This window comes from Kribbella sp. NPDC059898 (assembly GCF_042730855.1).
In the GTDB taxonomy this organism is placed as follows: domain Bacteria; phylum Actinomycetota; class Actinomycetes; order Propionibacteriales; family Kribbellaceae; genus Kribbella.
This window is the reverse complement of the sequence record NZ_JBHWKR010000003.1, coordinates 269,535-292,192: the sequence shown is the minus strand read 5'-3', so window position 1 is coordinate 292,192 and position 22,658 is coordinate 269,535. Positions and strand designations below refer to the sequence as shown.

The 22,658-nt window shown below is 67.8% G+C and carries 20 protein-coding genes and 2 pseudogenes; 9 read left to right on the top strand and 13 right to left on the bottom strand.

Going from position 1 to position 22,658, the window contains the following annotated elements:
* Nucleotides 1-207 precede the first annotated feature (207 nt).
* The 4 genes and pseudogenes from ACFV9C_RS11555 to ACFV9C_RS11540 form a co-directional block, all read right to left on the bottom strand.
* On the bottom strand, nt 208-963 hold the full coding sequence (locus ACFV9C_RS11555) for a class I SAM-dependent DNA methyltransferase (protein WP_380192781.1): 756 nt from the start codon (nt 961-963) through the stop codon (nt 208-210).
* Nucleotides 956-1,372, bottom strand: a complete 417-nt coding sequence (locus ACFV9C_RS11550; protein WP_380192779.1) for a GNAT family N-acetyltransferase — start codon at nt 1,370-1,372, stop codon at nt 956-958. The genes ACFV9C_RS11555 and ACFV9C_RS11550 overlap by 8 nt, the downstream gene beginning before the upstream one ends.
* Nucleotides 1,373-1,418: 46 nt before the next feature.
* Nucleotides 1,419-1,959 (bottom strand): annotated as a pseudogene (locus ACFV9C_RS11545) (class I SAM-dependent methyltransferase).
* A 76-nt stretch (nt 1,960-2,035) separates the two neighbouring features.
* Nucleotides 2,036-3,013, bottom strand: coding sequence for a DNA methyltransferase (locus ACFV9C_RS11540; protein ID WP_380192778.1), 978 nt, complete (start codon nt 3,011-3,013; stop codon nt 2,036-2,038).
* 141 nt (nt 3,014-3,154) lie between these two features.
* Here ACFV9C_RS11540 and ACFV9C_RS11535 point away from each other — a divergent pair, with 141 nt between their 5' ends.
* Nucleotides 3,155-3,949, top strand: coding sequence for a class I SAM-dependent methyltransferase (locus tag ACFV9C_RS11535; RefSeq protein ID WP_380192777.1), 795 nt, complete (start codon nt 3,155-3,157; stop codon nt 3,947-3,949).
* A 198-nt stretch (nt 3,950-4,147) separates the two neighbouring features.
* On the opposite strand, the gene ACFV9C_RS11530 is transcribed toward ACFV9C_RS11535, so the two are convergent.
* The 5 genes from ACFV9C_RS11530 to ACFV9C_RS11510 all read right to left on the bottom strand — a co-directional run bounded on the left by ACFV9C_RS11530 (nt 4,148) and on the right by ACFV9C_RS11510 (nt 8,364).
* Nucleotides 4,148-4,597 carry a hypothetical protein gene (locus ACFV9C_RS11530; protein WP_380192776.1) on the bottom strand — a complete coding sequence of 150 codons (450 nt, stop codon included), beginning with the start codon at nt 4,595-4,597 and terminating at the stop codon, nt 4,148-4,150.
* Between the two features lie 181 nt (nt 4,598-4,778).
* Nucleotides 4,779-5,570, bottom strand: coding sequence for a phosphotransferase family protein (locus ACFV9C_RS11525; protein ID WP_380192774.1), 792 nt, complete (start codon nt 5,568-5,570; stop codon nt 4,779-4,781).
* 459 nt (nt 5,571-6,029) lie between these two features.
* Complete coding sequence (locus ACFV9C_RS11520) at nt 6,030-6,458, bottom strand: class I SAM-dependent methyltransferase (RefSeq protein WP_380192772.1); 429 nt, start codon at nt 6,456-6,458, stop codon at nt 6,030-6,032.
* A 79-nt stretch (nt 6,459-6,537) separates the two neighbouring features.
* Nucleotides 6,538-7,314 carry a class I SAM-dependent methyltransferase gene (locus tag ACFV9C_RS11515; RefSeq protein WP_380192770.1) on the bottom strand — a complete coding sequence of 259 codons (777 nt, stop codon included), beginning with the start codon at nt 7,312-7,314 and terminating at the stop codon, nt 6,538-6,540.
* Between the two features lie 93 nt (nt 7,315-7,407).
* The gene (locus tag ACFV9C_RS11510; protein WP_380192769.1) at nt 7,408-8,364 is read right to left on the bottom strand and encodes a plastocyanin/azurin family copper-binding protein; all 957 of its coding nucleotides are present in this window, start codon (nt 8,362-8,364) and stop codon (nt 7,408-7,410) included.
* A gap of 312 nt (nt 8,365-8,676) precedes the next feature.
* Between ACFV9C_RS11510 and ACFV9C_RS11505 the strand changes: the two genes are divergently transcribed.
* Nucleotides 8,677-12,117, top strand: coding sequence for an ATP-binding cassette domain-containing protein (locus ACFV9C_RS11505; RefSeq protein ID WP_380192767.1), 3,441 nt, complete (start codon nt 8,677-8,679; stop codon nt 12,115-12,117).
* A gap of 72 nt (nt 12,118-12,189) precedes the next feature.
* Here ACFV9C_RS11505 and ACFV9C_RS11500 read toward each other — a convergent pair whose 3' ends face one another.
* On the bottom strand, nt 12,190-12,855 hold the full coding sequence (locus ACFV9C_RS11500; protein WP_380192765.1) for a PadR family transcriptional regulator: 666 nt from the start codon (nt 12,853-12,855) through the stop codon (nt 12,190-12,192).
* A 65-nt stretch (nt 12,856-12,920) separates the two neighbouring features.
* Here ACFV9C_RS11500 and ACFV9C_RS11495 point away from each other — a divergent pair, with 65 nt between their 5' ends.
* Nucleotides 12,921-13,721 carry a hypothetical protein gene (locus tag ACFV9C_RS11495; protein ID WP_380192764.1) on the top strand — a complete coding sequence of 267 codons (801 nt, stop codon included), beginning with the start codon at nt 12,921-12,923 and terminating at the stop codon, nt 13,719-13,721.
* Here the strand turns inward: ACFV9C_RS11495 and ACFV9C_RS11490 are convergent.
* A complete protein-coding gene (locus ACFV9C_RS11490) occupies nt 13,718-14,617 on the bottom strand; it encodes a LysR family transcriptional regulator (RefSeq protein WP_380192762.1) in 900 nt (299 codons plus the stop codon). The two genes, ACFV9C_RS11495 and ACFV9C_RS11490, sit on opposite strands and share 4 nt — an antisense overlap.
* 74 nt (nt 14,618-14,691) lie before the next feature.
* Here ACFV9C_RS11490 and ACFV9C_RS11485 point away from each other — a divergent pair, with 74 nt between their 5' ends.
* Together ACFV9C_RS11485 and ACFV9C_RS11480 are read left to right on the top strand one after the other, a co-directional pair.
* Nucleotides 14,692-15,351 (top strand): hypothetical protein, encoded by a 660-nt coding sequence (locus ACFV9C_RS11485; protein ID WP_380192760.1) that lies wholly within the window; start codon nt 14,692-14,694, stop codon nt 15,349-15,351.
* A 3-nt stretch (nt 15,352-15,354) separates the two neighbouring features.
* Nucleotides 15,355-15,906, top strand: a complete 552-nt coding sequence (locus tag ACFV9C_RS11480; RefSeq protein ID WP_380192758.1) for a dihydrofolate reductase family protein — start codon at nt 15,355-15,357, stop codon at nt 15,904-15,906.
* Here the strand turns inward: ACFV9C_RS11480 and ACFV9C_RS11475 are convergent.
* The gene (locus ACFV9C_RS11475) at nt 15,903-16,319 is read right to left on the bottom strand and encodes a VOC family protein (RefSeq protein ID WP_380192756.1); all 417 of its coding nucleotides are present in this window, start codon (nt 16,317-16,319) and stop codon (nt 15,903-15,905) included. The two genes, ACFV9C_RS11480 and ACFV9C_RS11475, sit on opposite strands and share 4 nt — an antisense overlap.
* Nucleotides 16,255-17,310 carry a DUF418 domain-containing protein gene (locus tag ACFV9C_RS11470; RefSeq protein ID WP_380192755.1) on the bottom strand — a complete coding sequence of 352 codons (1,056 nt, stop codon included), beginning with the start codon at nt 17,308-17,310 and terminating at the stop codon, nt 16,255-16,257. Before ACFV9C_RS11470 ends, ACFV9C_RS11475 begins: the two co-directional genes overlap by 65 nt.
* A gap of 109 nt (nt 17,311-17,419) precedes the next feature.
* Between ACFV9C_RS11470 and ACFV9C_RS11465 the strand changes: the two genes are divergently transcribed.
* The 4 genes and pseudogenes from ACFV9C_RS11465 (at nt 17,420) to ACFV9C_RS11450 (ending at nt 22,656) form a co-directional block, all read left to right on the top strand.
* The gene (locus tag ACFV9C_RS11465; RefSeq protein ID WP_380192754.1) at nt 17,420-18,517 is read left to right on the top strand and encodes a sensor histidine kinase; all 1,098 of its coding nucleotides are present in this window, start codon (nt 17,420-17,422) and stop codon (nt 18,515-18,517) included.
* Nucleotides 18,514-19,147: pseudogene (locus ACFV9C_RS11460) on the top strand (response regulator). The gene ACFV9C_RS11465 and the pseudogene ACFV9C_RS11460 overlap by 4 nt, the downstream one beginning before the upstream one ends.
* A 43-nt stretch (nt 19,148-19,190) precedes the next feature.
* A complete protein-coding gene (locus ACFV9C_RS11455) occupies nt 19,191-20,942 on the top strand; it encodes an ABC transporter ATP-binding protein (RefSeq protein ID WP_380192752.1) in 1,752 nt (583 codons plus the stop codon).
* The gene (locus tag ACFV9C_RS11450) at nt 20,935-22,656 is read left to right on the top strand and encodes an ABC transporter ATP-binding protein (RefSeq protein WP_380192750.1); all 1,722 of its coding nucleotides are present in this window, start codon (nt 20,935-20,937) and stop codon (nt 22,654-22,656) included. The genes ACFV9C_RS11455 and ACFV9C_RS11450 overlap by 8 nt, the downstream gene beginning before the upstream one ends.
* Nucleotides 22,657-22,658 lie beyond the last annotated feature (2 nt).

Below are 22,658 nucleotides of genomic sequence, written 5' to 3'. Positions count from 1 at the left end.
CGTCATAGTCGTCCTCCGCCTGGATGTTCCACTCGCGCGTGTCCACGAACGCCTACGCCACCGAGAGTCCGGCGAATCCCTGACCTGGCACCTTCACCGCAGCGTCGAACTGCACCAGATGATGACCGCGCGCGGCGTCGGCGACATCGTCGTCACAGTCGACGGCGAAGAGCCACGACAGGTCGCCACGCTGATGCTCGAGAAGATTCAGCAGTCCGGTTCGCAGACGTAGAGTTGAAGCGCGGAGTCGGCGGCGAACGGCGTACGGGCCAAGTCGCCGAAGCGTTCGACCACCCGGAGACCGCCCAGCGACAGCAGCAACGGCAATTCCTGGGGAAAGATGCTCCGAATCTCGAGCGGCGCAACCACGAAGTCGGCCCGAGAATCGGTCGAGAAGTACCACCTGCCGCGCGTCACCTGCGCGGCCGCGTCGTAGGTCTCCGCGACATCGACATGCACCACGCCACGATCGGGATCCACGTACGACAACGCCTCGCGTCTGCGCCGAACGCCGTCCGCCTCCGCGAGCATGCGCACGCTCGGGTTGAACACGTCAAAGACGAGCCGCGCCCCAGGCGCGAGATGCTTTCGCACCGACCGGAAGCAGCTCACCAGGTCCTCGACTTCCTGCAGATGGAGCAGCGAATTGGCGGCGATGAACACGAGATCAAAGGTCCTTCCCAGGTCGAACTCGCGCATGTCGCCCTGCACCCACTCGATCTCCACGCCGCGCTCGCTCGCCTTCCGCCGAGCCTCAGCCAGCATCTCCGGCGAAAGCTCCAGACCCGTGCACGGACGCCCGTCCAACGCAATCGGGATCAACTTCTGCCCGGTGCCACACCCAAGCTCCAGAACCCGCCCACCCCGCCGCTCGGCCTCCGCCCGGTAGAAGTCGACAGCCTGCTCGCCGCCAGGAAACAACCGGTCGTACAACCTCGCGTCCGAGTAGAACTGCTCACTCATGAGACACACGCTCCCTAAAACTCGCCCGGGTCAGGGCGTGATGTCTTTCCGCATCTCGACCTGGACCGGCCGAAAGCCTTGCTGTTGGTAGAAGCTTCCGGCTCTTTCGTTCTGACTGTGTACCTGCAGCGTGATCGCGACGACCTCGTCCTGACGCGCCAACTCTTCCAGCCGTCCGAGCGGCCACGAGCCCAGCGATCCTGCCGCCCTCAGCCTCGGCGACGAAGAGATACAGCCCGCTGGTTCCATCGGCACGAGACAGGTCTTCGCGTACGGATTCGCGTACGTCGACCTTCCGGAAGTCGTCCGGCCAGTTCTCCGCGTGCCAGTCGACCGTCTCGGCGTACAGCTCGCAGATCTGGTCAAGATCCTCAGGCAGGCTGGCTGGCCGAATCGTCACCTCATCCATGGGAGCACCGTAGCCACCAGCTGAACTGGTGAGCACAGGAGTAGCGTCACGCAAACGTAAGTTCGAGAAAGAGGAAGCAGATGAACGACCGCCCGTCCTCGTTCGGCTCGAGCTCTGGGGGAGTATCGGCCGCCGGCGGTGGCTCGCTCACCTTCGAGATGCGGAAGCCTGCGTCGATGAAGGCGTTCAAGACGGCGCGCAGGGGACGGTGCCAGTAGGTCATCCACACCGTCTGGCCGTCTATCTCGTAGTCGTCGGAGTACTGGGTGAGCGCGTAGTAGTCGGCGTCCGAATGGCCCACGGCGTACACGGTGACCAGCCGCCCTCCTGGTTTCAGGACCCTCCGCAACTCGGCAAGCGGCCGCGCCCAGTCCGTGAGGTAGTGCAGGACCAGAGACGCAACCACCAGGTCGAACTCGCCGTCGCCGTAGGGTAGCCAGGTCCGCAACCTTCAGGTCGACGTCATCGCCCAATCGTTGCCGCACCAACTCGATCATCGCGGCACTACCGTCGAACCCCGAGACATCGGCACCCTTGTCCTGCAACTGCTTACTCAACGGTCCGGCGCCGCATCCAACGTCGAGCACCCGAAGGCCCGACACGTCGCCCGCCAGCCGAAGCAGTTCCGGCCGCGCGTAATAGGCGTTGTAGAGGCTGTTGTCGTTAACTGAGCTTCTGAAAGACGAGGCAGTAGTCACCGCTGATGAAGTCGAGCGGGCGGTCCCATTGAAGGTACGTCTCGCCACGGAAGGCGAGGTGGGGTCGCAGGATGTGCGCGATGTCCCACGCCAACGGAGTAACGACATCACCCGTTCGGATGTTCGCGGCGTTGATCACCAGGTAGCCGGCGTCTCGCAGGCAGTCCTTGACGGCCAGGAACACACTCAGCAACTCGTCCAGGTACGTCGAGTAGTCACCGTCCAGGGTCGAGAAGCCCGTGAGCGGGTTCTGAGGATGGTCGACAGCGCTCATGTACGGCGGTGACGTCAGACAAAGATCCACCTGCCCGATCTCGAGCCGATCGAGCTGTCGCGCATCCCCTTCGATGACCACGCCGTTCGAACCGAGCCGCTGCCTGATGAGCTTCGCTCGCTCTGGCAGCAGTTCGACGCCGATCGGTTTCCGGCCCATCTGATCGCTGACGACCAGTGTTGTGCCATAGCCGGCGAAGGGATCCAGGACGACGTCCCCAAGAGACGAATGCCGCTCCAGCACTTCACGGACGAGCGCCTGGGTGAAGTGGACATCTTCGGACGCCGCCTCCGGACGCTCCGCCACCAGTTCGTCCGCCGAAATGTTCACGACTCGCTCCATCTGCGGAGCATGGCATGCGCCCGGGTCAGCTGCGCCGGCCAGCAGCGACGTACCGGCTGTACGCCTTCGCTGAGTCAACGGCGTGGCGTTCGGGTGGCCGCGGAGTCGATGGCGTGTCGATCGATGGAGCGCCCCGACCTCGTTGGGCAAGAGCTCCGGGGGAGTTTCGGTCGCCGGGGGAGCCTCGCTGCGGTCGATTCGAGTCAGGTCCGCATCTCGAACCGCAGTGTCGTTCCAGCAAGCTTCTCGATCCTTGCCAGCAAGCCAGGCGCGATAGTCACGGGTTGGCCGTGAGCCTGGACTCTGATCCGGGTCGGGGAGAGCCATCCAAGGTCACCTGTAGCGCCGGCTGGAACTCCGAAAGGAGGAAGCGAATCCGCGCTCCTCGAACCGAGCTCGCTGGTCGTCGGCGACAAGATCGAAGACGGTGGCTCCTTCCTTGCATCGGACCTGGCACACTGTCTCGGCATGACCTCCGAGGCGCACATCGCCGAGCAGCAGCCGGACCACTACGACAGCTTTGCCGAGGCGTATGCGAGCGCCAACGAGAACGGCCTGTTCAACCGGTGGTACGCCCGGCCGGCGGTTCTCGACCTGTTGGGTGACGTCGCCGGGCGCCGGATCTTGGACGCCGGCTGCGGTTCAGGTCCGCTCGTCGCCGACCTACGGCAGCGAGGAGCGAGCGTGGCTGGGTTCGACGCGAGCCCTGCGATGATCCGGCTTGCCCGGGAGCGGCTCGGAGACGACGCCGATCTGAAGGTCGCCGACCTGACCCTGCCGCTTCCGTACGACAACGCGGCCTTCGACGATGCGTTGGCCGTGCTCGTGTTGCACTACTTCGAGGACTGGTCGGGCCCGCTGACCGAACTGCGCCGGATCCTGCGGCCCGGTGGTCGGCTGGTCGTGGTGGTCGTGGTGGTCAACCACCCGGCTATCACGCCGGTGCTGAACCCCGACGCCGACTACTTCGCGACCGTGCCGAACACGGAGGAGTACGACTTCGACGGCGTCTCCGCAACACTCACGATCTGGTACCGCTCGCTGAGCGCAATGTCGGAGTCGTTCAATGCCGCGGGCTTCAGGATTTCTGCGATCAGCGAGCCACCGGTGTCACCGGACACGCCGCCCGAGCTGCTACCCCCGAGTGAGTCCGACCCCACCCACTTCATCGGGTTCATCTTCTTCACCCTTGAGGCAGTTCCTCGACCTGGGCCAGCAACCCTGGCGCGATGCTCATGGGTTGGCCGTGAGCCCGAACTCTGATCCGGATCGGTGGCTCGCCTTCGAAGGTCACACGTGTTGCCGGCTGGAACTCCGACAAGAGGAAGCGAATCCTCTCGAATCCGTGCTCTGCGAACCGAAGCTCGCCGCCTTCCGCGACAAGATCGAACTCGAACGTCACGATGGGACCCTAGCCAGCGCTCAAGGGCAGGACCGCGCGGAATGCGGCAAATCCGGACGCTAGGACTGAACGATGTGGATGAAGACGTCGGGTCGTTCAGCGGCGGGACGGTCGACCAAGAGGTCCACGGACAGGGTCAGCCCGTCCGAGTTCGTGTCCCCGACTTGATCGATCGTTCGGGACGCTGACCACGTGCTCGGCTGCCACTGGATGAACCTGGAGGGCAACTCCTGGTCCCAGGCGGATTCCATTGGCAGAGCCGGCGACGAAGACGAAGGTGTGGGCTTCAGAGCGCCCCTGGTGAGCCGATAGGCCACGAGAAGCTTTGCCAATCCGGCGCGATCGGTGGAGAAGCGCAGGTAGATCTGGTTGCTATCCCAGTCGCGGAGCTGTACCCATTCGAGGGCTCTGACGTCCGGAGGCAGGTCGAGGTCGTAGTACTTGACGTGGTCGCTGAACTCTCGACTCTCGACAGTCCCGCTCGTGACCTCAACGTCAGGCTCGGGCACGCAGCCCACGGTGGCGACGAAGGCGGCCGCAATCGCTGCAGCTAGCGTTGCACGACTTCGGCTGCACACAGCGCCACACTACGGCAGCCGAAGGGCATGAAGAGGCAGCGATCGGAGGTCCTACTTAATCGCCGATAATGGACATTATGTCAACTAGTGCCTCTGTAGCGCACCAGATGAATCAGTCACCTCGACTGCTTCGCAGGGGTAACTGATCGAGTGCGGCGGAGAGGAATGCGTCGCGGCGTTCGGTGATGGCCGCTGCGTCCAGCGGGCTGCCGTCGTCAGCGAACCCCGGGAAGCAGTGCATCACAGTCGGCGTGTTGAGCGCGGCTACCGCATCCCAGTACGGGACAGACGTTGCCGCCCGACCGGCCTGTTGCTGCCAGCCCTCCAACACATGGGGCGGGGCGTCCTGGCCGTACTGAAGGGCCATCTGCATCCGCAGGCTGCCGAGATCGACCCCCGGATCGCCGACGCCGGCCGTCTTCCAGTCGATCAGCGCGACGCAACGATCTCCCTCCCAGAGCATGTTGCCGGCCCAGACGTCGCCATGCACGAACACCGACGCGGACGCGGGCACACCGTGCGACCTGACCCGCTCGTCGGCCCGTCGCAGAAGAGAAGTGGTCGGCATCGAGCCTCGCCGGCGTTCGTCGGCGAGGTCGTCAACGGCGCACGGCCGAGGGCGGTACGGCAGGTGGGCCTGAGCCTCCATGGTGAAGGCGTGGACCCTGGCAAGGGCGGCTCCTCCTTCCCGGAGCCGGGCGACCGAAGCCGTCGGCGGGAAATCGGCGCTGCCGGACAGGAAGGTCTCCAGGGTGGTGACGGTTCCGCTCCCCCGCCCGCCGAAATCGGCGGCGACAAGCCGCGGCGCGGCCATGCCATGGGTCTCGGCCAGCTGAAGGGCTCGGGCGTTCGTGATCAGCCACGCGGCGGCGATCCAGCCCCGGACGGGTACCTTCAAGATCACGTCCGTGGCCTGAGCCGGCGGCCCTTCGAATCTCAGGCGGAACGTGCCAGGCGGGCGGTGGTCGCCGCGACCTAGGCTTTCGACGGAAAGCTGGCTCCTGCCGGCACCCAGGACACCGCACGCCCAAGCCAGCGCAGCTTCACGTGGCGAATGAGTCATCTTCGAAGTTCCCTTCAACAGTGAATGTGTGTGAAGGGGAACGGAGAGAAGATGGAACTCTCCCGCCCACCAATACGTTTTCACACCTCCCCCCTTAGTTCAAGCGCGGCAGTTCGGATGTGCCTACTTCCGTTCGGAGTCCGGCGCGCTGGAGTTCGGCTTGGAGTTCCTCGTACCGGTAGGGCCAGCAGGACAGCACTTCGGAGCGGACAAGGACCGGCCCACTCGCATCAACCTGGGCGATCGCAATCTCGATGTGGTGCTCTTCGTCCCAATTCGGTGCGATCTCCCAGCGGTAGATCACGACGGCATCGCGACCGTTCCGGCGAACGAGTCGGTCGCTGATGTCGAGCCGGGAACCTCTGACCCGCACGAGTTCCCACGTGCGGATGTGAGTACCAAACGTCCGCCAGGGCGCAGGAGACGTGACATCGACTCCAGAGCAGCTCCCCTGCCTGTCGCGCCCGCGGCATGGTGAAGCGAGTTGCCAACACAGAACACCATGTCGAACGTGCCGTCCTCGAAATGGTCGGGCAACTCTTCCCAGTTCGCCCGCAGAGCCTGGACGGATGCCCCGAACTCCTCCGACAACTCTGCAGTCCGACGAACCATCGCTCTGCTGGCGTCAGTTGCGACAACCTGCATGCCACGGCCGGCTAGGCCAACCGCCAGCTGTCCGGTTCCGCACGAACAGTCGAGGACGCGAGCGTTCGCACGCGGCAGACTCACGGTGGGAGGTCAGTCCATCAGTGGAGCGAAACCGGGCACCAATGGTTTTGCGCGAGGCCACGCCGTCCGCGGACGGCGGTCACCTGTCGCGTTCGGTGCTGACGATCAGGAAGTTCGGCAGGGCGACGTACGACTCGATCGCGTCGATTCCGCTGTCCCGTGCGACCTGTGGATCAAGTCGGGGTTCGCACAGTTCAATCACGCGACATCCGAGACCGGCGACCTCGTTGATGTACGCCGACAGCGGGCGGTGGAAATCGGGTGCGTAGCCCGCTGGCATCTCGTACTCATCCAGGTACCGGTCGAGTTGGTAATGGCCGTGATCCCGCCACGTTGGGTAGAGGTTCTCGAACGCCGGATGAGTGATCGAGAACACGAACCGGCCGCCCGGCTTGAGTGCGCCGACGCACGCTGCCATCGCCGACTGCCAGGCGGGTATGGCGAGCAGCACCATGCTGCAGACGACCGCATCGAACGGCTGACCAACCTCCGGCAACGACGAGAGATCAGCCTGCACGAACCTGATCCCCTGCTGCCGCTCCTGCTCGAGCTTCTGAGCGCGCGCCAGCAGAGCGGCAGCTGGCTCCACACCAACGACTTCAGCTCCGCGTGCGGCCAACAGCCGGCTCAGATACCCCTCGCCACTGCCTGCGTCGAGGACTTTCCGACCGTCGACGGGCCCCAGCATCCGGAGCAGGTTCCCGTTCATCAAGTGGCGCTTGGGAAAGTCGCCCTGATCGTCGTACGCCTCAATCGCGTCAGTCGGCATCGCCGACCACGCTGCGATCGCCTCGGCGTTACTGATCGTGGACATGGGGCCACACCTCTCAGGCAACAGATAGGCCGGGACAGCCATGTAACCTACCGCGTCGCTGAGCGATCTCCGCGTGCGGCCGAGTGCACGATGTTCGCGGCTGGGGCGGTGACGTCGTGCACTCGGCCGCGCTGGTCAGGGCACGACCACCACGTCGCCGACCATGCCCATGTCGTCATGGATGGCGCAGATGTAGTGGAAACTGCCCGTTGTGGTGAAGGTGACCTTGAACGGTGCTCCCGGCGTGAGGACGCCGCTGTTCAGGTCCCCGCCGGCGTACTGGGTCGGGTCGCCGGACGGGGCAAGGATGGCGAGCCCGGGCGGCTCATGGCCGAAGGTCACCGTGTGCGGTGCGCCTGGCCCGGCCACGAAGAACGAGACGGTCGTGCCCACATGCACCACGAGATGGTCACGCACGAACCGCATCACTCCGAAGCCATCTCCTTCCACCGCGACCTGCACGCTGGAGCCCGTGGTGGATTGGGACTGCCGGGCCTCGCGCCACGCGGTGCGGCCGTCGAACAGTTTGGCGTGGGCTTGCTGCGTACCCACCCGGTTGTAGTCCTGCTGGGTGTACGGGTAGGCAGTGCCGGCGGGACGGACGTGCACCGTGCCGGTCATCATCAGGCCGTGCAGGAGACAGTAGTAGGTGAAGTCGCCCGTCTTCGTGAAGGTCAGGTGGTACGTGGCCGCGGGGTTGGTGAAGACGAAGATCGGCTGGGTGGCCATGATGCCGGAGTTGTGGTACCCAGTGCCGTCGTAGACCGAGGAGCCCTGAAGGCTGGTGTCGTGCGCGTCGAACGGGTCGAACTCCGGCAGTGCCGTCCCCGGCGCAAGGAAGGTGACGGTGTGCGGCTCGGCGCTGCTGGACGTCCACTGGACTGTGTCGCCTGCATTGATCCAGACGTTCTTGGGAAGGAACGCCATCGCGGTCACCGCCATGTCGGGCGTCTCCGCGCCGACCTGGACATGCCAAGCGACTGGGCCGGCAGTGGTTGCCGACGCGCTCGAACCTGCGGCGACAGGAAGGATGACGGCGCAGATGGAGACGACGGCCATGACAAGCCGACGCCGTACGGGTTTACCGAACATGGGACGCTCCTAACGCTGGGCTCACGGTCACGGTCGCGGCCGCGTCGGAGATCAGGTGCGTACGTCAATGCCCCCTTGCAATGTCGGGCAAAGCCATCCGCCCCCAGCCCTGGACCGACGTCTTGAGAGTCCGTCTCCCGAGTCCCAGCCGTCAAGAGGTAGCTGTCGCCGAGGCGCGAGGCGTCGAGCCTTGCGGTGGGGCCAATACGCAGAGTATTCGGTCGTACGCTGGCACTGCCGCGGAGCCGCTGCGCCGTAGGGACTCGAAAAGCAGCTGATTCTGTTCGGGTGGCGGCCTAGGGTTTCGGGTTGATGACCGAACTTTTGGCGCGGCTTCGTGGCTCGGGCTCTGTGGTGGCGCTCGTGGCGGCCGCGGTTGCATCCGTGGGTTCTGCGCTGGGCAGTGTTGTCGCCGGGCGCGTGGCTGCGGGACCCAACTGGCGGTTGGTTGGATTGCTGATGGTGTGTGTTGTCGGCGGTGCCGTGATCAACAGCGTCGGCAAGGTCGTTTGGGTCGGTATGGCCGACAGGGTCGAAGGCCGGCTTCGTGAGGACGTGCTGCAGGCCGCGATCCGGCAGCCGCTGGCCGTTCTGAGTGAGCAAGCCGTCGGTGAGATCTTGGACCGGGTCGACGACGACACGCACGAGGTTGGTGCTCTGCTGCGGTCCCAGGTGTGGATGCTGGCGGGGATCCTCCTCGGCACGATCCCGATGTGGATCGTTGCCGGGGCGACCTGGTGGCCGGCGGCGGTGCTCTTCCCGGTGCTGGCCGTGGTCACCTGGTACGCCGTTCGCAAGCTCCTGGCCGAGCTCGCCGGACGGAAGGTCGTCGAGGAGATGGCCTGGACCGATCACACCGCCGTACTCGAGGAAGGCATCGCCGGCCGGGACGATCTGCGGACGAGCCTGGGCCAGGCGCACGTCCTGCTCAGGGTTGCCCGGCTCTCGGCCGTGGTGCACGAGAAGTTCAACTCGAGGGTCTCTGTGGACAGCCGGATCGCGCGTCGGGCCGGTGTGCTGTTGCATGGCCTGCTCGCAGCGATCAGCGTTGCCGGGATCGCCCTGGCCGTCGACAGCCACCTCTCCGTGGCACGGTTGGTGACCCTGTTCCTGGTCACCTCGACCTTCGTCGGACAGATCGCGACGCTGGCTAACAACCTGCCCGCTCTGCAGGCCGGTCTCGGCGCGATTATCCGGCTGCGGCAGCTGCTGGCCGCCGAACCCGAACCGGAGGGTGGGCTCGAATTGGATGGCCCGATGGACCTCGAGATTCGCGACCTGAACTTCTCGTACGCCGAGGGCACCTTCGCCCTCCGCGACATCGACCTGCGGGTACTGGACGGTCAGACCATCGCCCTGGTCGGACGTACGGGCTCCGGCAAGTCGACCCTGGCGTCACTGATCTCACGAGCCGTCGAGCCGCCGCCGGGCAGCGTGTTCCTGGCCGGTCACGATATCGGCGAGCTTGATCTGCAGAAGCTGCGCGCGGCAGTCGGTGTGGTCACGCAGAAGACGGAGATCCTTGCCGGCAGCCTCGCGGAGAACATCGCCCTGTTCAACGACGACCTGCCGAGGTCGGTCATCGAGGCGGCCGTGGTGGAACTCGGGCTGACCGACTGGGTGGCAGGCCTGCCGGAGGGCTTCGACACGCTGCTCGGCCCGGGTGGTACGTCGTTGTCGGCCGGGGAGGAACAACTGGTCGCGTTCGCCCGACTACTGGTCCGCGACGTCAGGGTGGTGATCCTCGACGAAGCCACCGCGCGGATGGATCCGCTCACCGAGCGGCTCGTGATCGCCGCATCGGACCGCCTGCTGTCCGGCCGTACGGGCGTTCTGATCGCCCACCGGCTCTCGACGATCGCCCGAGCACCGCTGGTCGCCGTACTCGATCATGGCCGGGTCGTCCAGCAGGGGGTTCGTGCCGAGCTGGCCCTCTCCCCCGGACCGTTCCGGGAACTCCTGCTGGCCAGCGCTTCCGAACCCGCGTATCACGAGCCGGAACGTACGATCGACGCCCCGGTCGGAGGTCGGCGCCGTACCGGCGTACCGCCAACACGTGTCGATCTCGGCACCGGACCGAGTCTCGCCCGCGGCGTCGTTCATGTGCTGCTGATCCGTCCGGAATGGAGCGTGATCGGCGCGCTGATGTTCCTGTTCGCGGGCCTGACCGGCGCGCAAGGAGCGATGACCGGCGTGGTGTGGGGCCATGTCGTCGAAGCCCTGCAACACGGGCGCGCACCGTGGTGGCTCGCGGTAGCCCTGGCGGGGACCCTGCTCGCTGCCCCTCTGCTGTTGGCCGAAGGCCTCAGGCGGTATCCGCGCCGTGCGGCGGAGGTGATGCTGCGGACGCGGATGTCCGTGCTCTTCGGTCAGACCAGGCAGCAGCGACTCCCGCGTACGCCGCCGGGCGAGGTGGTCGCCCGCTCCATGGATGCCCAGCGGATCATCAGCTACGGCGACCGCTGGATCGACTTCATCAACGCCCTGGTGATCGCGGTGGTCACCGCCCTGCTCGGTGGCACTTGGCTGGCAGGCGCCGTACTGCTGGCCGTGATGCTCTCATCGGCGCTGGCGTCGGCTGCCGGCCGACCCGTCGCCGGTCGATCGGCGGCCGCGGCATCGGCCGCCCGAGCCCGGTTCGGCCGCGCGCTCGTGTCCGCACTGGAGGCGGCGCGGACGATCAAGTTGGCAGCCGCGACGCCGCAGGTGCACGCTCATTTGCGGTACGTCGACGGCGGCCGGGTGGAGGCCGCGGTACGGGAACACCGGGTGCAAGCCTGCCTCGACGGCATCCCTGTCGTGGTGGTGCAGGTCGGCGTGGTGGCGGCGTGGGCGGCGTACACGGGTCACGTCTGGAGCCTGGCCACGGCGCTGCTGGTCGCCAATGCGGTCAACGGCTTCGACTACTTCGGACGGGTCGCGAGCTCGGTCGTCACGGACGCGCCGGGTACCCGGGCCTGGCAGGCCGAGACCAGCCGTTTCGCCGGCGGAACCGACCTGATGGACCTGCCGCCCGGTGTCGACCTGGTCGCCGGCATCGCGCCCGGACCCGAGCCGGTCCCCCGGACCCGGCTGCGTCGGTTGGACCTGATCGACCTCAGCGCGATCCACGACGACGGCACGATCGGCGTCGCCGGCGTCGACCTGACCGTCGAGGCCGGGCAGTTGGTGCTGTTGGTCGGGCAGGTCGGTTCCGGTAAGTCCAGCCTGCTCTCCGCCCTGGCCGGACTGATCGATCATCGCGGCCAGCTGCGTTGGAACGGCGAAGTCGTCGACGATCCACAGCTGTTCCTGCGGCCGGGCCAGGTCGCTCATGTTGCGCAGGTCCCCCGGGTGCTGTCCGGCACGTTCGCGGACAACGTACGGCTCGGGCACGCGCGCGCGTTCGAGGGTCCGGTTGCGGGTGCGCGCCTGGACGCGGACGTCGCTGATGCGGGCGGCGAGGACGCGCTGGTCGGGCATCGCGGCGTACGACTCTCCGGCGGTCAGGTCCAACGGCTCGCCCTTGCCCGCGCCCTGGCGACGGATGCGGAGTTGCTGCTGGCCGACGACGTCTCCAGCGCCCTGGACGCCGCCACCGAGATCGAACTGTGGAAGTCGCTACGAGAACGCCACGCAACGGTCATCGGCGCAACCTCAAAACGGGCTGCGCTGGCGCAGGCGGATCGCGTGGTCGTACTGGTCGACGGCGAGATCGCCGCAGTCGGCCCATGGTCCGAACTCACCAGGCGTTGGTCCCACTTAGCCGGCTGACCCTAATACCCGGAGCTTGAAGATGAGGATGCCGAGGTGCTTGTTCATCCAGTCCTGTTTATCCGGGGGTGTTCAGGCCGGTGAATTCAAGGCCGTGGTGAGGCGTTTGTGTAGGGCGGTTAGGGTGGCTTGGTTTCGTTGGGGTTGGGGGGTTTTGGTGTCGGGCCAGTGGGTCAGTTCGTTGGCGAGCCAGGTTAGGGCGGTGTGTTCGGCTAGGCGTTGTTCGATGATGAGTTCAGATGTGGCCGTGGTGATGTGCAGGCGGTCTGGGAACGGGCCGCCGTTGGCGAGGAGGCTGTCGAGCATTGTCAGGCCGGCTTGCATTTCCTGCTGGATTTGTTCCAGGCGTTCGGCGACTCGGGCCTTCAGGGTTGGCAGGTCGGACTGGTCGGCGAAGATCAGGCGTAGGGCGATCTCGCTGTTGGTGCCGGTTGGGGTGACCGGGGTGGCCAGCCAGCGGCGGATTGTTCGACGGCCGGCCTCTGCGGCGCGCCATCGCTGACCAGCTCTGCTGCCGGCCTCAACAGGAACAGCTTCGACGAGCCCGCGTTCGGCCAGGCGTTTGGGCTCGCCGAGCAGGCCGCGACGGCTCGCCGTCCATACCCAACGCAACGAACGTTGGGTCTGCTCAGCCAGCGCGTACGCCGTCATCGGCGCGGTCGCCAGCAATCCGAGGACTGCCAGCGCGTTGAGCGACGGCAGGTCGCCGCCCTCCTGCTTCGGGTTGTCTCTTGCCATGGCGAGCAGTGTAGTGCAAACTGCACCTCAATGGTGCATTCTGCACTACGAAGGAAGGTTCGGCGATGACGCTGACGAAGACCTCCGATGCGGAACTCGAGGCCCGCACCCGCATTGCCTTCGAACGGTTCTGCGGGCTGCTGGCTCGAAGCGATCCGCAGCGCACGCTGGTGAACTCGGCGTGGACCTGCCGCGACGTGGCTGCCCACCTGCTCGACGTGCTCGGCCGCTACACCCGGCGAGATCTCACCGTGCCCGCGGGGCTCGCCGAGTCGCCGCGCGAAGTACGGGACCTGAACGGGCACGACCTCGCCCGCCACGCAGACGCCTCGGTGCCTGACCTACTCCCCCTGCTCAGGTCCGAATTCGAGGCCTACATCGCCCTCGACATTCCACTCGACGCGCGTTTCCCGTTCCACGCCGGGCAGACCATCGACGGGGCCGGTGCGCGCGGGAACCTGCTCGGTGAACTGCTCGTCCACGGCTGGGACGTCGCCCGTGCGGTGAAAGCGCCCTGGCCGATCGAGGCACGCGACGCCGTACTCCACGTCAACGGCGGCCTGCAGGTCGCGCCCGGCTGGCTCGACACGACGGCCGCCGCAGGCCTCCAGCTCCGCGTCCGCCTCCACATCGTTGGTGGCCGGCCGCAGCTGATGACCATCGACGACGGCGCCTGCACTGTCACGGACGCCGACACCTTCGACGGCCCTGTCGACGTCGTCTTGTGGTGCCGGGCCGTGCCGATCGACCTGCTGTTCGTCAAACGCATCGGCTTGGCGGGCGCCGTACGGCGTGGGCTCGCGATCGTCGGCGGCCGCCGGCCATGGATCGGCGCGCAGATCCCCCGGCTGTTCCTCCCGGTCTAACCGGCAAGCGAGGCGACGATGTCGGTGAAGGCGTCGCGGGCCGGGTCTGCGATGTCCTTCAGCGCGGCCAATGCGCAGGCCGACGGCGGCAGGTCGCGGATCGGGATCGTGAGCACGTCGGGATGCTGGAAGTGTTCCGCGAACGGTGCGACCGTCGGGTGGACGAGGCGACCTCGGGCCAACAGGTACAGGAGTTCGGCGTTGTCGTCGACCGCCGCGTCGACGAAGTGGATCTCGCGACCGGACGGTGTCCTGGACGGGCAGGTTGCCTCGGCCGCTTCGGCGGTGAGTCCGTACGGGCGTCTGACGGCGTGATCTGCCAGATCCTCGACGGACAGCTCGGCGCGGCCGGCGAGTGGATGCGTACGGCCGACCATTACGACCCGTTGGTCGTCCGCGCTCAGCACCGGGCCGACGACGACGTCGGGCTGGTCGAGCGGCAGGCGCGTCACGACCAGGTCGACCTCGCGGCGGCGCAGCGGACCGAGTCGATCGTTGAACGGCGTGGTGCTCAGCTGCACGGTCGCGCCGTCGTACGTCGTCTCGAACTGCTCGATCGCGCGACTCAACACCTCCACCCCTGAGGCCGCGTTCAGCAGCCCCACCCGCACGACCCCAGGCCCGCTCCCCCGGAACGTCGCCGTACGCAGGACCCGTTCGAGACCGTTCACCGCGGGGCTGAGGTCGTCGTAGAGCGCGGAGCCGGCTTCGGTCAGTTCGACGACGCGGCTCGTACGACGGAACAGTGGCCGGCCGCCCAACTTCCGTTCGAGGGCTCGTACGGTCTGGCTGACACGTGAGGTCGTGAGCCCGAGACGTACTGCCGTGCGGCCGAAGTGCAACTCCTCGGCGAGCACCAGGAACACGCGCAGCTCTCGCAACTCGACGTCCGGCATCGTTGAGCGATGCTACACGTTCCGTGCCGCAGATCGGCGTTGATGGCGACCGCCCACGCTGCGAGGGTCGAGTCATGGATTCCGGCAACCCGATCACGGTGGGCGTGCTCACGCCCCACGCAACAGCTGGGCCCGAGGTTGAGCTGGCGCGAGGCCGGATCCGGGTGGAGCTGTCGAGCACGTCCGACAGCCCGGCGATCACCGCCGACGACCTGCGTGCGCGGGCACGGCCCGCGGTGCTCGACGAGGCGGCGTCGGTGCTGCTGCCTACAGCGGATGTGTTGGTGTTCGCGTCGACGGGCTCGGGGTATGCGCTCGGGTACGACGAGGAGTCCGCGCTCGTCGAGGAACTTCGGGAACGGTGGGGCCGACCGTTCTACAGCACCTGCCTGTCGGCCGTTTCGGTGCTGCGGTCCCGTGCTGTCGAGCAGGTCAGCGTCGTGCACCCGCCGTGGTTCGGGGACGAACTCAACGAGCTTGGCGCGGAGTACTTCCGCAGTCAGGGATTCGAGGTCGTCGACGCTCGGCTGGCGGATCTCCCGGACGAATTCCAGCCGGCGATGGTCGTGGAGTGGATTGCACAGCGGCTCTCCCCCGGCACTCAAGCAATATTCCTTGGTGGCAACGGATTCCGAGCTGCTCGGGCTGTTCAACCGTTGGAACGCCGAACTGGATGCCTGGTCCTGGAGGCGAATCAGGTCCTGCTGCACTCAATTCTTCAGAAGGAGAGATAGGTCATGCGAGATGTCATTCTGTACATGTCGATGTCGCTCGACGGTTTCGTCGGCAGCGATCGTGAACACCCGGGAATGGCGATTCCCGAAGGTGACGAGCTCAAGCAGTGGAAGCTCGATCGAATCAGAACGGCCGGGGCGCATCTGATGGGGCGTACGACGTACCAGGAAATGGCGTCGTACTGGCCGCATTCGGACGACGAGTACGCGGCGCCGATGAACGACGTCCCGAAGGTCGTGTTCTCGACGACGCTGACCGATGCCGAGGCGAGCTGGCCGACGACCCGGGTGGCGCGGGGCGATCTTGCCGCTGAGATTGCCGCGATCAAGGACGAGCCTGGCGCGGACGTGATCGTGTGGGGCGGGCGGCGGTTGGCCGGCGCGCTGGCGGCGGCGGATCTGATCGACGAGTACCGGTTGCTGATCCAGCCGCTGGTGCTCGGCGCGGGTGAGGCGTTGTTCGATCAGCTTGCGGGGTCGCGGCATATGAAGTTGGTCGAGGCTTTGCCGTTCCCCAGTGGTGTCGTCGTGCATTCCTACCGGCGTGTGGATTAGCCGAGGCAGAGGCAGAACGGGTGGCCGTCGGGGTCGAGCATGACGCGGTGGTCCGCGGGGCGTGGTTGGACGGGGGCGAGGGTGGCGCCGCATTCGGTCGCCCAGGATACGGCGGCGTCCAGGTCGTCCACACCGAGGTCCAGGTGCGTCGTGGACGACTGTTCGCCTTCTATGGCGGGCCATTGCGGTCGGCGGTAGTTGGCTTCGTAGTCGAAGTTCAGGGCCGGCTCGGCGACACCTTCGGGCGGGCAGACGAGCGCGTAGCCGGCCTCGGGCGGTTCACCGGGACGGGGGCCTTCTTCTCGGATGTACGGCCAGTTGAGCAGGCGCGCGTAGAACCGCGCCAGCTCACGCGGCCGGGCGGCCATGATCGTCAATGCTCCGAGCCGGATCCGCGGTGGATGTGCCTGCATCTCGTGAGAGTAGACGAAAGGGTGGGCGCGTGGTCCAGGTTGCCCAGCGCCAGAGGTATTCGAGGGGGCCTTGGGGGTGGTGGCGGAGCCAGAGGGTGGACCAGAGGGATTGGGTGGTGAGGATGCCGGCGGCGATCAGGACGACGTCCGACGTGGAGATGGTGTGGAGGTTCAGGACGCGGATGATGGTGAGGACGAGGATGGTGGCCGAGAGGTAGTTCGTCAGGGCCATTCGGCCCAGGGGGCTGAAGATTGCCCTCAACACAGGGCGGAGCGGCGTTCGGAGCAGGATCAGGAATAGGCAGATGTAGAACGTTGCGACGACGAGTCCTCCAGCAGCGAGTGCGAACGAGAAGGCTCTGTCGCCGGCCTGCAGCTTTGTTTGCCAGATCAGCAGAGGTACGGCGAGCAGCGCCAGCGTGACCGTCACCGCTGGCAGCACGCGGCCGGGCTTCTCCCCCGCGGCCAGGCGGTCGACGATGCCGAGGCGGACGAGGGCCGAGCCGGTGAGGAACAGGCCGGCGGTCAGCGAGAAGCGGCCGTCGCCGGTGATCAGCGAGACCAGGATGAGGACCGGGCCGAGTACGGCGACGGCACGCGGTGGGAGCCAGCTCGACGGTAGGAGGACCAACAGACCGACCACGGCGTACGTCGACAGAATGTCGCCCCACCAGAGCAGCAGGAAATGCGCGGCGCCGATCACGAGCAGTGTCAGCAGCCGACGTAACAGCAGCACCCGTGGACGCGGCACCCGTCCCGCCGCCGAGCGGAGCAGCAGCGCGAACCCGATCCCGAAGAGCAGCGCGAAGATCGGCATGAACCGCTGTTCGACGAACAGCCCGAGCCAGGTCGCGCCGTCGGGCTCCCCCGCGGCGGTGATCGTGCGGCCGCCGGAGATCGGCTGGACGTTCGCGAGCAGGATCCCGCACAGCGCGAAGCCGCGGATCACGTCGAGCGCGAGGATCCGCGGCTGTCCGGATGAGGTAGGCATGCTTCCACCCTGACCGGCGCCAACGCTGGGCGGCAGCGGCCGGAAGTACGTTCGGACAGTACTTTCGGCCGGTTCTGACCGGTAGCACCCGTTCCGTACGCTGAACCCCGTGCGGTTTGCGAGAACGAGTATGGACGTAGCGCTCGGCGGCGTCGTACTGGCGCTGCTCGCATACTCGGCGCACCAGCTGGCGACGGTCTGGGGACCGCAGTACTGGATCCTCGACGCGGTGGCGGGCGCGGTTGTCGGGGTCATCGCACTGTTGCGGCGGCACGACCGGTGGCGCGCCGCCGTCGCGGGTCTGGCGATTGCCGTCGTCACGGGCCTCGTCGCATGGACGGCCGGGCTACCCACGGAGCCGGGGCCGGCGATGGCGCTGGCCCTGGCGGTGCTGGTCGGCTCGGGTATCGCCGCACTGCCGACACTGCAGGCGTGCGCGGTGGCCGGCGGTGGGCTGATTGTTGCCGCAGGCAGCGTGTTGATCGGCCACAGCTCGGGCATCGGCACCGTGAACGCAATCGGCTGGCTCGTCGCGGTCGCCGCCGGTTCGTCGGTACGGATCAGGGATGTACGGCGCCACGCCGCCGCCGAGCGGATCCGCCAGGACGAGCGGCTCGAGCTGGCGCGCGAGCTCCACGACGTCGTCGCCCACCACATCTCCGGCATCGTCCTGCAGGCACAAGGCGGGCGCATCGCCGGACGACGGACGCCGTCGCAGTACGACGAATCGCTCGCCGGGATCGAGGCCGCCGGAGCCGAGGCATTGGCGGCGATGCGCCGGATGGTCGGTCTGCTCCGCAGCGACGACGTCGTCCCCGGACCGGTCCGTCTCGACGAGCTCCGCGAGCTGGTCGAGCGCTTCCAGGACCGCGGGCCCGCCGTCGAACTGCACCTGCCGGCAACCGAACCGTCCTGGCCGCCCGAGGTGATGATCACCGTCTGCCGAGTCGTGCAGGAGTCACTGACCAACGTCGCCCGCCACGCACCACAGACGCCGACTGTGAAGGTTCGCGTCGCGCAGGTGCGGAACACGGTCGCCGTCGAGGTGGTCGACGACGCAGAGCCGACGACCCGGCATCAACGCGCAGGCTACGGGCTGATCGGTCTCCGCGAGCGCGTCGAGGCCCTGGGCGGAACCCTCGACGCAGGCCCCGGCCCGACGGGCTGGGCCGTCTCAGCCTCCGTCCCGTTGGAACCGGCCCGATGATCGGCGTGCTGCTCGCCGACGACCAGGCGTTGGTCCGCAGCGGCCTGCGGCTGATCCTCGAGAACCAGCCCGACATCCACGTCGTCGCGGAGGCGGCGGACGGCGTCGAGGCGATCGCCCTCGCGCGCGAGCTGCGCCCGGACGTCTGCCTGGTCGACATCCGGATGCCGCGCCTCGACGGCGTCGAGGTCACCCGCGCCCTGGCCGGTCCCGACGTACCCGAACCGCTGAAGGTCGTGGTCGTGACGACGTTCGACCTCGATGAATACGTCTACGGCGCGCTCCGCGGCGGTGCAGCCGGGTTCATCCTGAAGGACGCCGGCCCGACGATGCTGACCGAGGCGGTCCGGGCCGCGTACGCCGGGGACGCGCTCGTCTCCCCCTCCATCACGGTCCGGCTGCTCCGCCGCCTGACACCCGCCGCTGGTACGACGGTCCGCACTCCGCTGTCCGATCGCGAGCTCGACGTGGTCCGCGCGATCGCCCGCGGCCGGACGAACCACGAGATCGCGGCCGAACTGTTCATCTCGCTGAGCACCGTGAAGACATGTCGCCGGCATCCAGACCAAGCTGGAGGCCCGGAACCGCACCGAGGTCGCGGTCTGGGCCTGGCAGTCAGGACTGGTGTAGACCGCCCTTGTGAATGCGATCACGAGCTGCGAGGATCTGCGCAATGACCAGCGACGGCGCGGTACGACGGGGGCGGCTGCGCGGCCGGCTGGACCGGATGCGCGACACCTGGGACCCACCGCGGACGAAGGACCTCGCGAACCCGTACAGGTACCTCATCTGGCTCACGCGTCAACAGGCCGGCCGCGTCGGCTGGGGCGCCGCGCTGGGCACCTGCTGGATGGTCGGCCTGACCGTACCGCCGTGGGTCCTGTCGAAGGCCGTTGACGAAGGCCTCGCCGCCCGCGACACCAGTGCACTGGTCGGGTGGGTTCTGCTGCTGCTCGGGGTCGGCGTACTCAACGCACTTCTCGGGATCGCACGGCACCGCACGATGACGAAGATCCGCACGGACGCGTCGATCCGCTCCGTCCGTGCGACTGTCCGGCACACGTCCCGGCTCGGTGCGTCGCTGGCGCGGAGCATGAGCGCGGGCGAGGTCGTGACGGTCGGGATCAGCGACGTACTGACCGTCGCCCAGGCGCTGACCGTGACCGGGCCTGGCGTCGGTGCGGTGATCGCGTACGCCGTGGTCGCGGTCGTGCTGTTCACGATCTCCCCGCTGCTCGCGGCCGTCGTACTGGCCGGCGTGCCGCTGCTCGCGGTCGCGGTCGGCCCGTTCTTGCAGCGGATCGAGCGGACGGGCGGGACGTACCGGGTGCACCAAGGCCGGCTGACGACTCGCCTCGTCGACATCCTCGGCGGGCTGCGGGTGCTCAACGGCTTGGGCGGGAAGACGTTCGTCGCGGAGCGGTACGGGCGGGAGTCGCAGGCGCTCATCGGGCACGGGTACCGGGTCGCCGGGCCCGCGAGTTGGGTAGGCGCGTTGTCCACGGGGTTGCCGGCGTTGTTCCTTGCCGCGGTCGTGTGGTTGTCGGCGCGGATGGCTGCGACCGGTGCGATCACGATCGGGGATGTGGTCGCGGTTTATGGGTACGTCGCGATGCTGGTCGTCCCGGTGTCTGCGTTTGTCGAGGGTGGCGGGGACATCGCGCGCGCTCGGGTGGCGGGGCAGCGGATCATCGATCTGCTCAACCTGCCGGTCGCCCGCGGTGAGGGTGGTGCCGTGCCGGGCGGGTGTGGGCCGTTGGTGGATCCTGAGTCCGGGGTCGTCGTTCGTCCGGGGGTGCTGACCGCGTTGGTGTCGGCTCGGCCGGCGGAGGCGGTTGCGGTGGTCGAGCGGCTTGGGCGGGTGCGCGGCCGGGCGGGTGTTACCTGGGCGGGAACCTCGGTCGACGAGGTGGACCGGGCGGAGTTCCGGCGGCGATTGGTTGTCGCGGACAACGATGCTGAGGTGTTCGCGGGCACGGTGCGCGAGGTGGTCGCGGGGCGGTTGGAGGCGGCGGACGATCGGATCCGTACGGCGCTTCGGGTGGCGGTGGCCGAGGACGTGGTCGAGGCGTTGCCGGGTGAGCTGGACGCCGCGATCGCGGCGGGTGGGAGCGATCTGTCCGGGGGGCAACGGCAGCGGGTCCGGCTCGCGCGGGCGGTCTATGCGGCGCCTGACGTACTGCTTGCCGTGGAGCCGACGTCGGCGCTCGACGCGAACACGGAGGCGGCCGTCGTTGAGCGCGTCCGCGAGGCCAGGCGTGGCAGGACCACGGTCATCACCACCACGTCGCCGCTGGTACTCGACCGGGCCGACGAGGTGATCCTGCTCGTCGACGGGAAGCTGTCCGCGGCTGGGACGCACGCGGACCTGCTGCGCGCCGACGAGTACTACCGCGACCTCGTCTCGAGGACCGCCGATGAGTAAGCAGTTGCCGGTCGCTGGGGCGGCTGAGGTACGGGCCGCGGCGATGCGGGATCTGGGCGCGGACCGGCGGGCGGTCGTCGGGGTGGTGGTCGTCAACGGGCTCGCGTCGGCGGCCGGGCTGGTGGCGCCCTGGCTGCTCGGGCGCATCATCGACACGATCCGCGCCGGCGGCGGCCTCAGCACGGTCGATCGGCTCGCGTTCGCCGCGCTGGTGTTCACCGTCGTACAGACCGTTCTCTCCTGGTGGGCGCTGAAGATCGGCTACCGCTTCGGCGAACGTACGGCGGCCCGTGTCCGCGAACGCTTCCTCGCCCGGACCCTCGCCCTGCCACCCCGCGAAGCGGACCACCTCCCCGCCGGCGACCTGATCGCCCGCGGCAGCACCGACGCCTCACTCGTCGCGTCCACGCTCCGATCCGCCGTACCCGAAGTGCTCGTTGCCCTCATGCACGCCCTCTTCCTCATCGTCGCCGTACTCGTCCTGGATCCCCGCCTCGGACTGTGCGGCCTGGTCTGCCTACTCGGCGCGGGCGCGGCCGTCCGCTGGTACCTGCGCCGCGCGCGACCGGCGTACCTCGCGGTCGGAGCCACCAACGCGGACCTCACCGACGCGGTCGTCAGTACGGCGAAGGGCGCCCGTACGGTCGAACTTCTCGGACTGGAGGCTCGCCGTTCCGAGGTCACCGAGTCCGCCGTCGCCCGCACCGTCACCGCCCGCCTCGACACGTTGTGGCTGCGGACGGTCCTGTTCCCCTGGGTGGATGTCTCGCTCGCGCTGCCCGTGGCCGGCGTACTGCTGGTCGGCGGCGCGTTGTACGCCGACGACCTGGTCAGCCTCGGCGCCGTGGTGACAGCGACCGTCTACCTGCGCCAACTCGTCGGCCCGCTCGACACCCTCATGCTCTGGATCGAACAGCTGCAGGGCGCCGCCGCGTCGTACGCGCGGGTCGAAGGCCTCGCGGACATCCCCGAGCCGCGGCCGGCCGTTGCGGCGCAGGACCTCGGCGACCGTATCCAGGTCCGCGACGCCCACTTCAGCTACACGGGCGTCCGCGACGTACTCCGCGGCATCGACCTGCTCGTGCAGCCTGGTGAGCGGCTGGCGATCGTCGGTACGTCGGGCGCCGGAAAGTCGACGCTCGCGCGCCTGCTCGCCGGGCTGGATCGCCCGCGCACCGGGTCGGTGACGATCGGCGGTACGCCGGTCGCGGACCTGCCGCCCGAGCAGCTGCGGGAACACGTCGTACTGATCACGCAGGAGCATCACGTCTTCCACGACACGGTCCGCGACAACCTGCTGATCGCGAAACCCGAGGCCACCGACGAGGAGCTCGCCGCGGCGCTGGAGGCCGTCGGTTGGCGAGGCGACCTCGACGCGGAGGTCGGTTCGGACCTCGACGACGCCGGCGCGCAGCAGCTCTCGCTGGCCCGGGTCGTGCTCGCCGATCCGCACACGTTGATCCTCGACGAGGCGACCGCGCTTCTGGATCCGACGACGGCCCGCCGTACGGAGCAGTCGTTGGCCGGCGTACTGCGCGGCCGGACGGTGATCGCGATCGCGCACCGGCTGCAGACCGCGCACGACGCCGACCGGATCGCGGTGATGGAGGCCGGCGAACTCGTGGAGCTCGGGACCCACGACGAGCTCGTCAGCGCCGGTGGTGTCTACGGGCAGCTGTGGCGAGCCTGGCACGGAGACCCCGCCGAGCGGTAGAA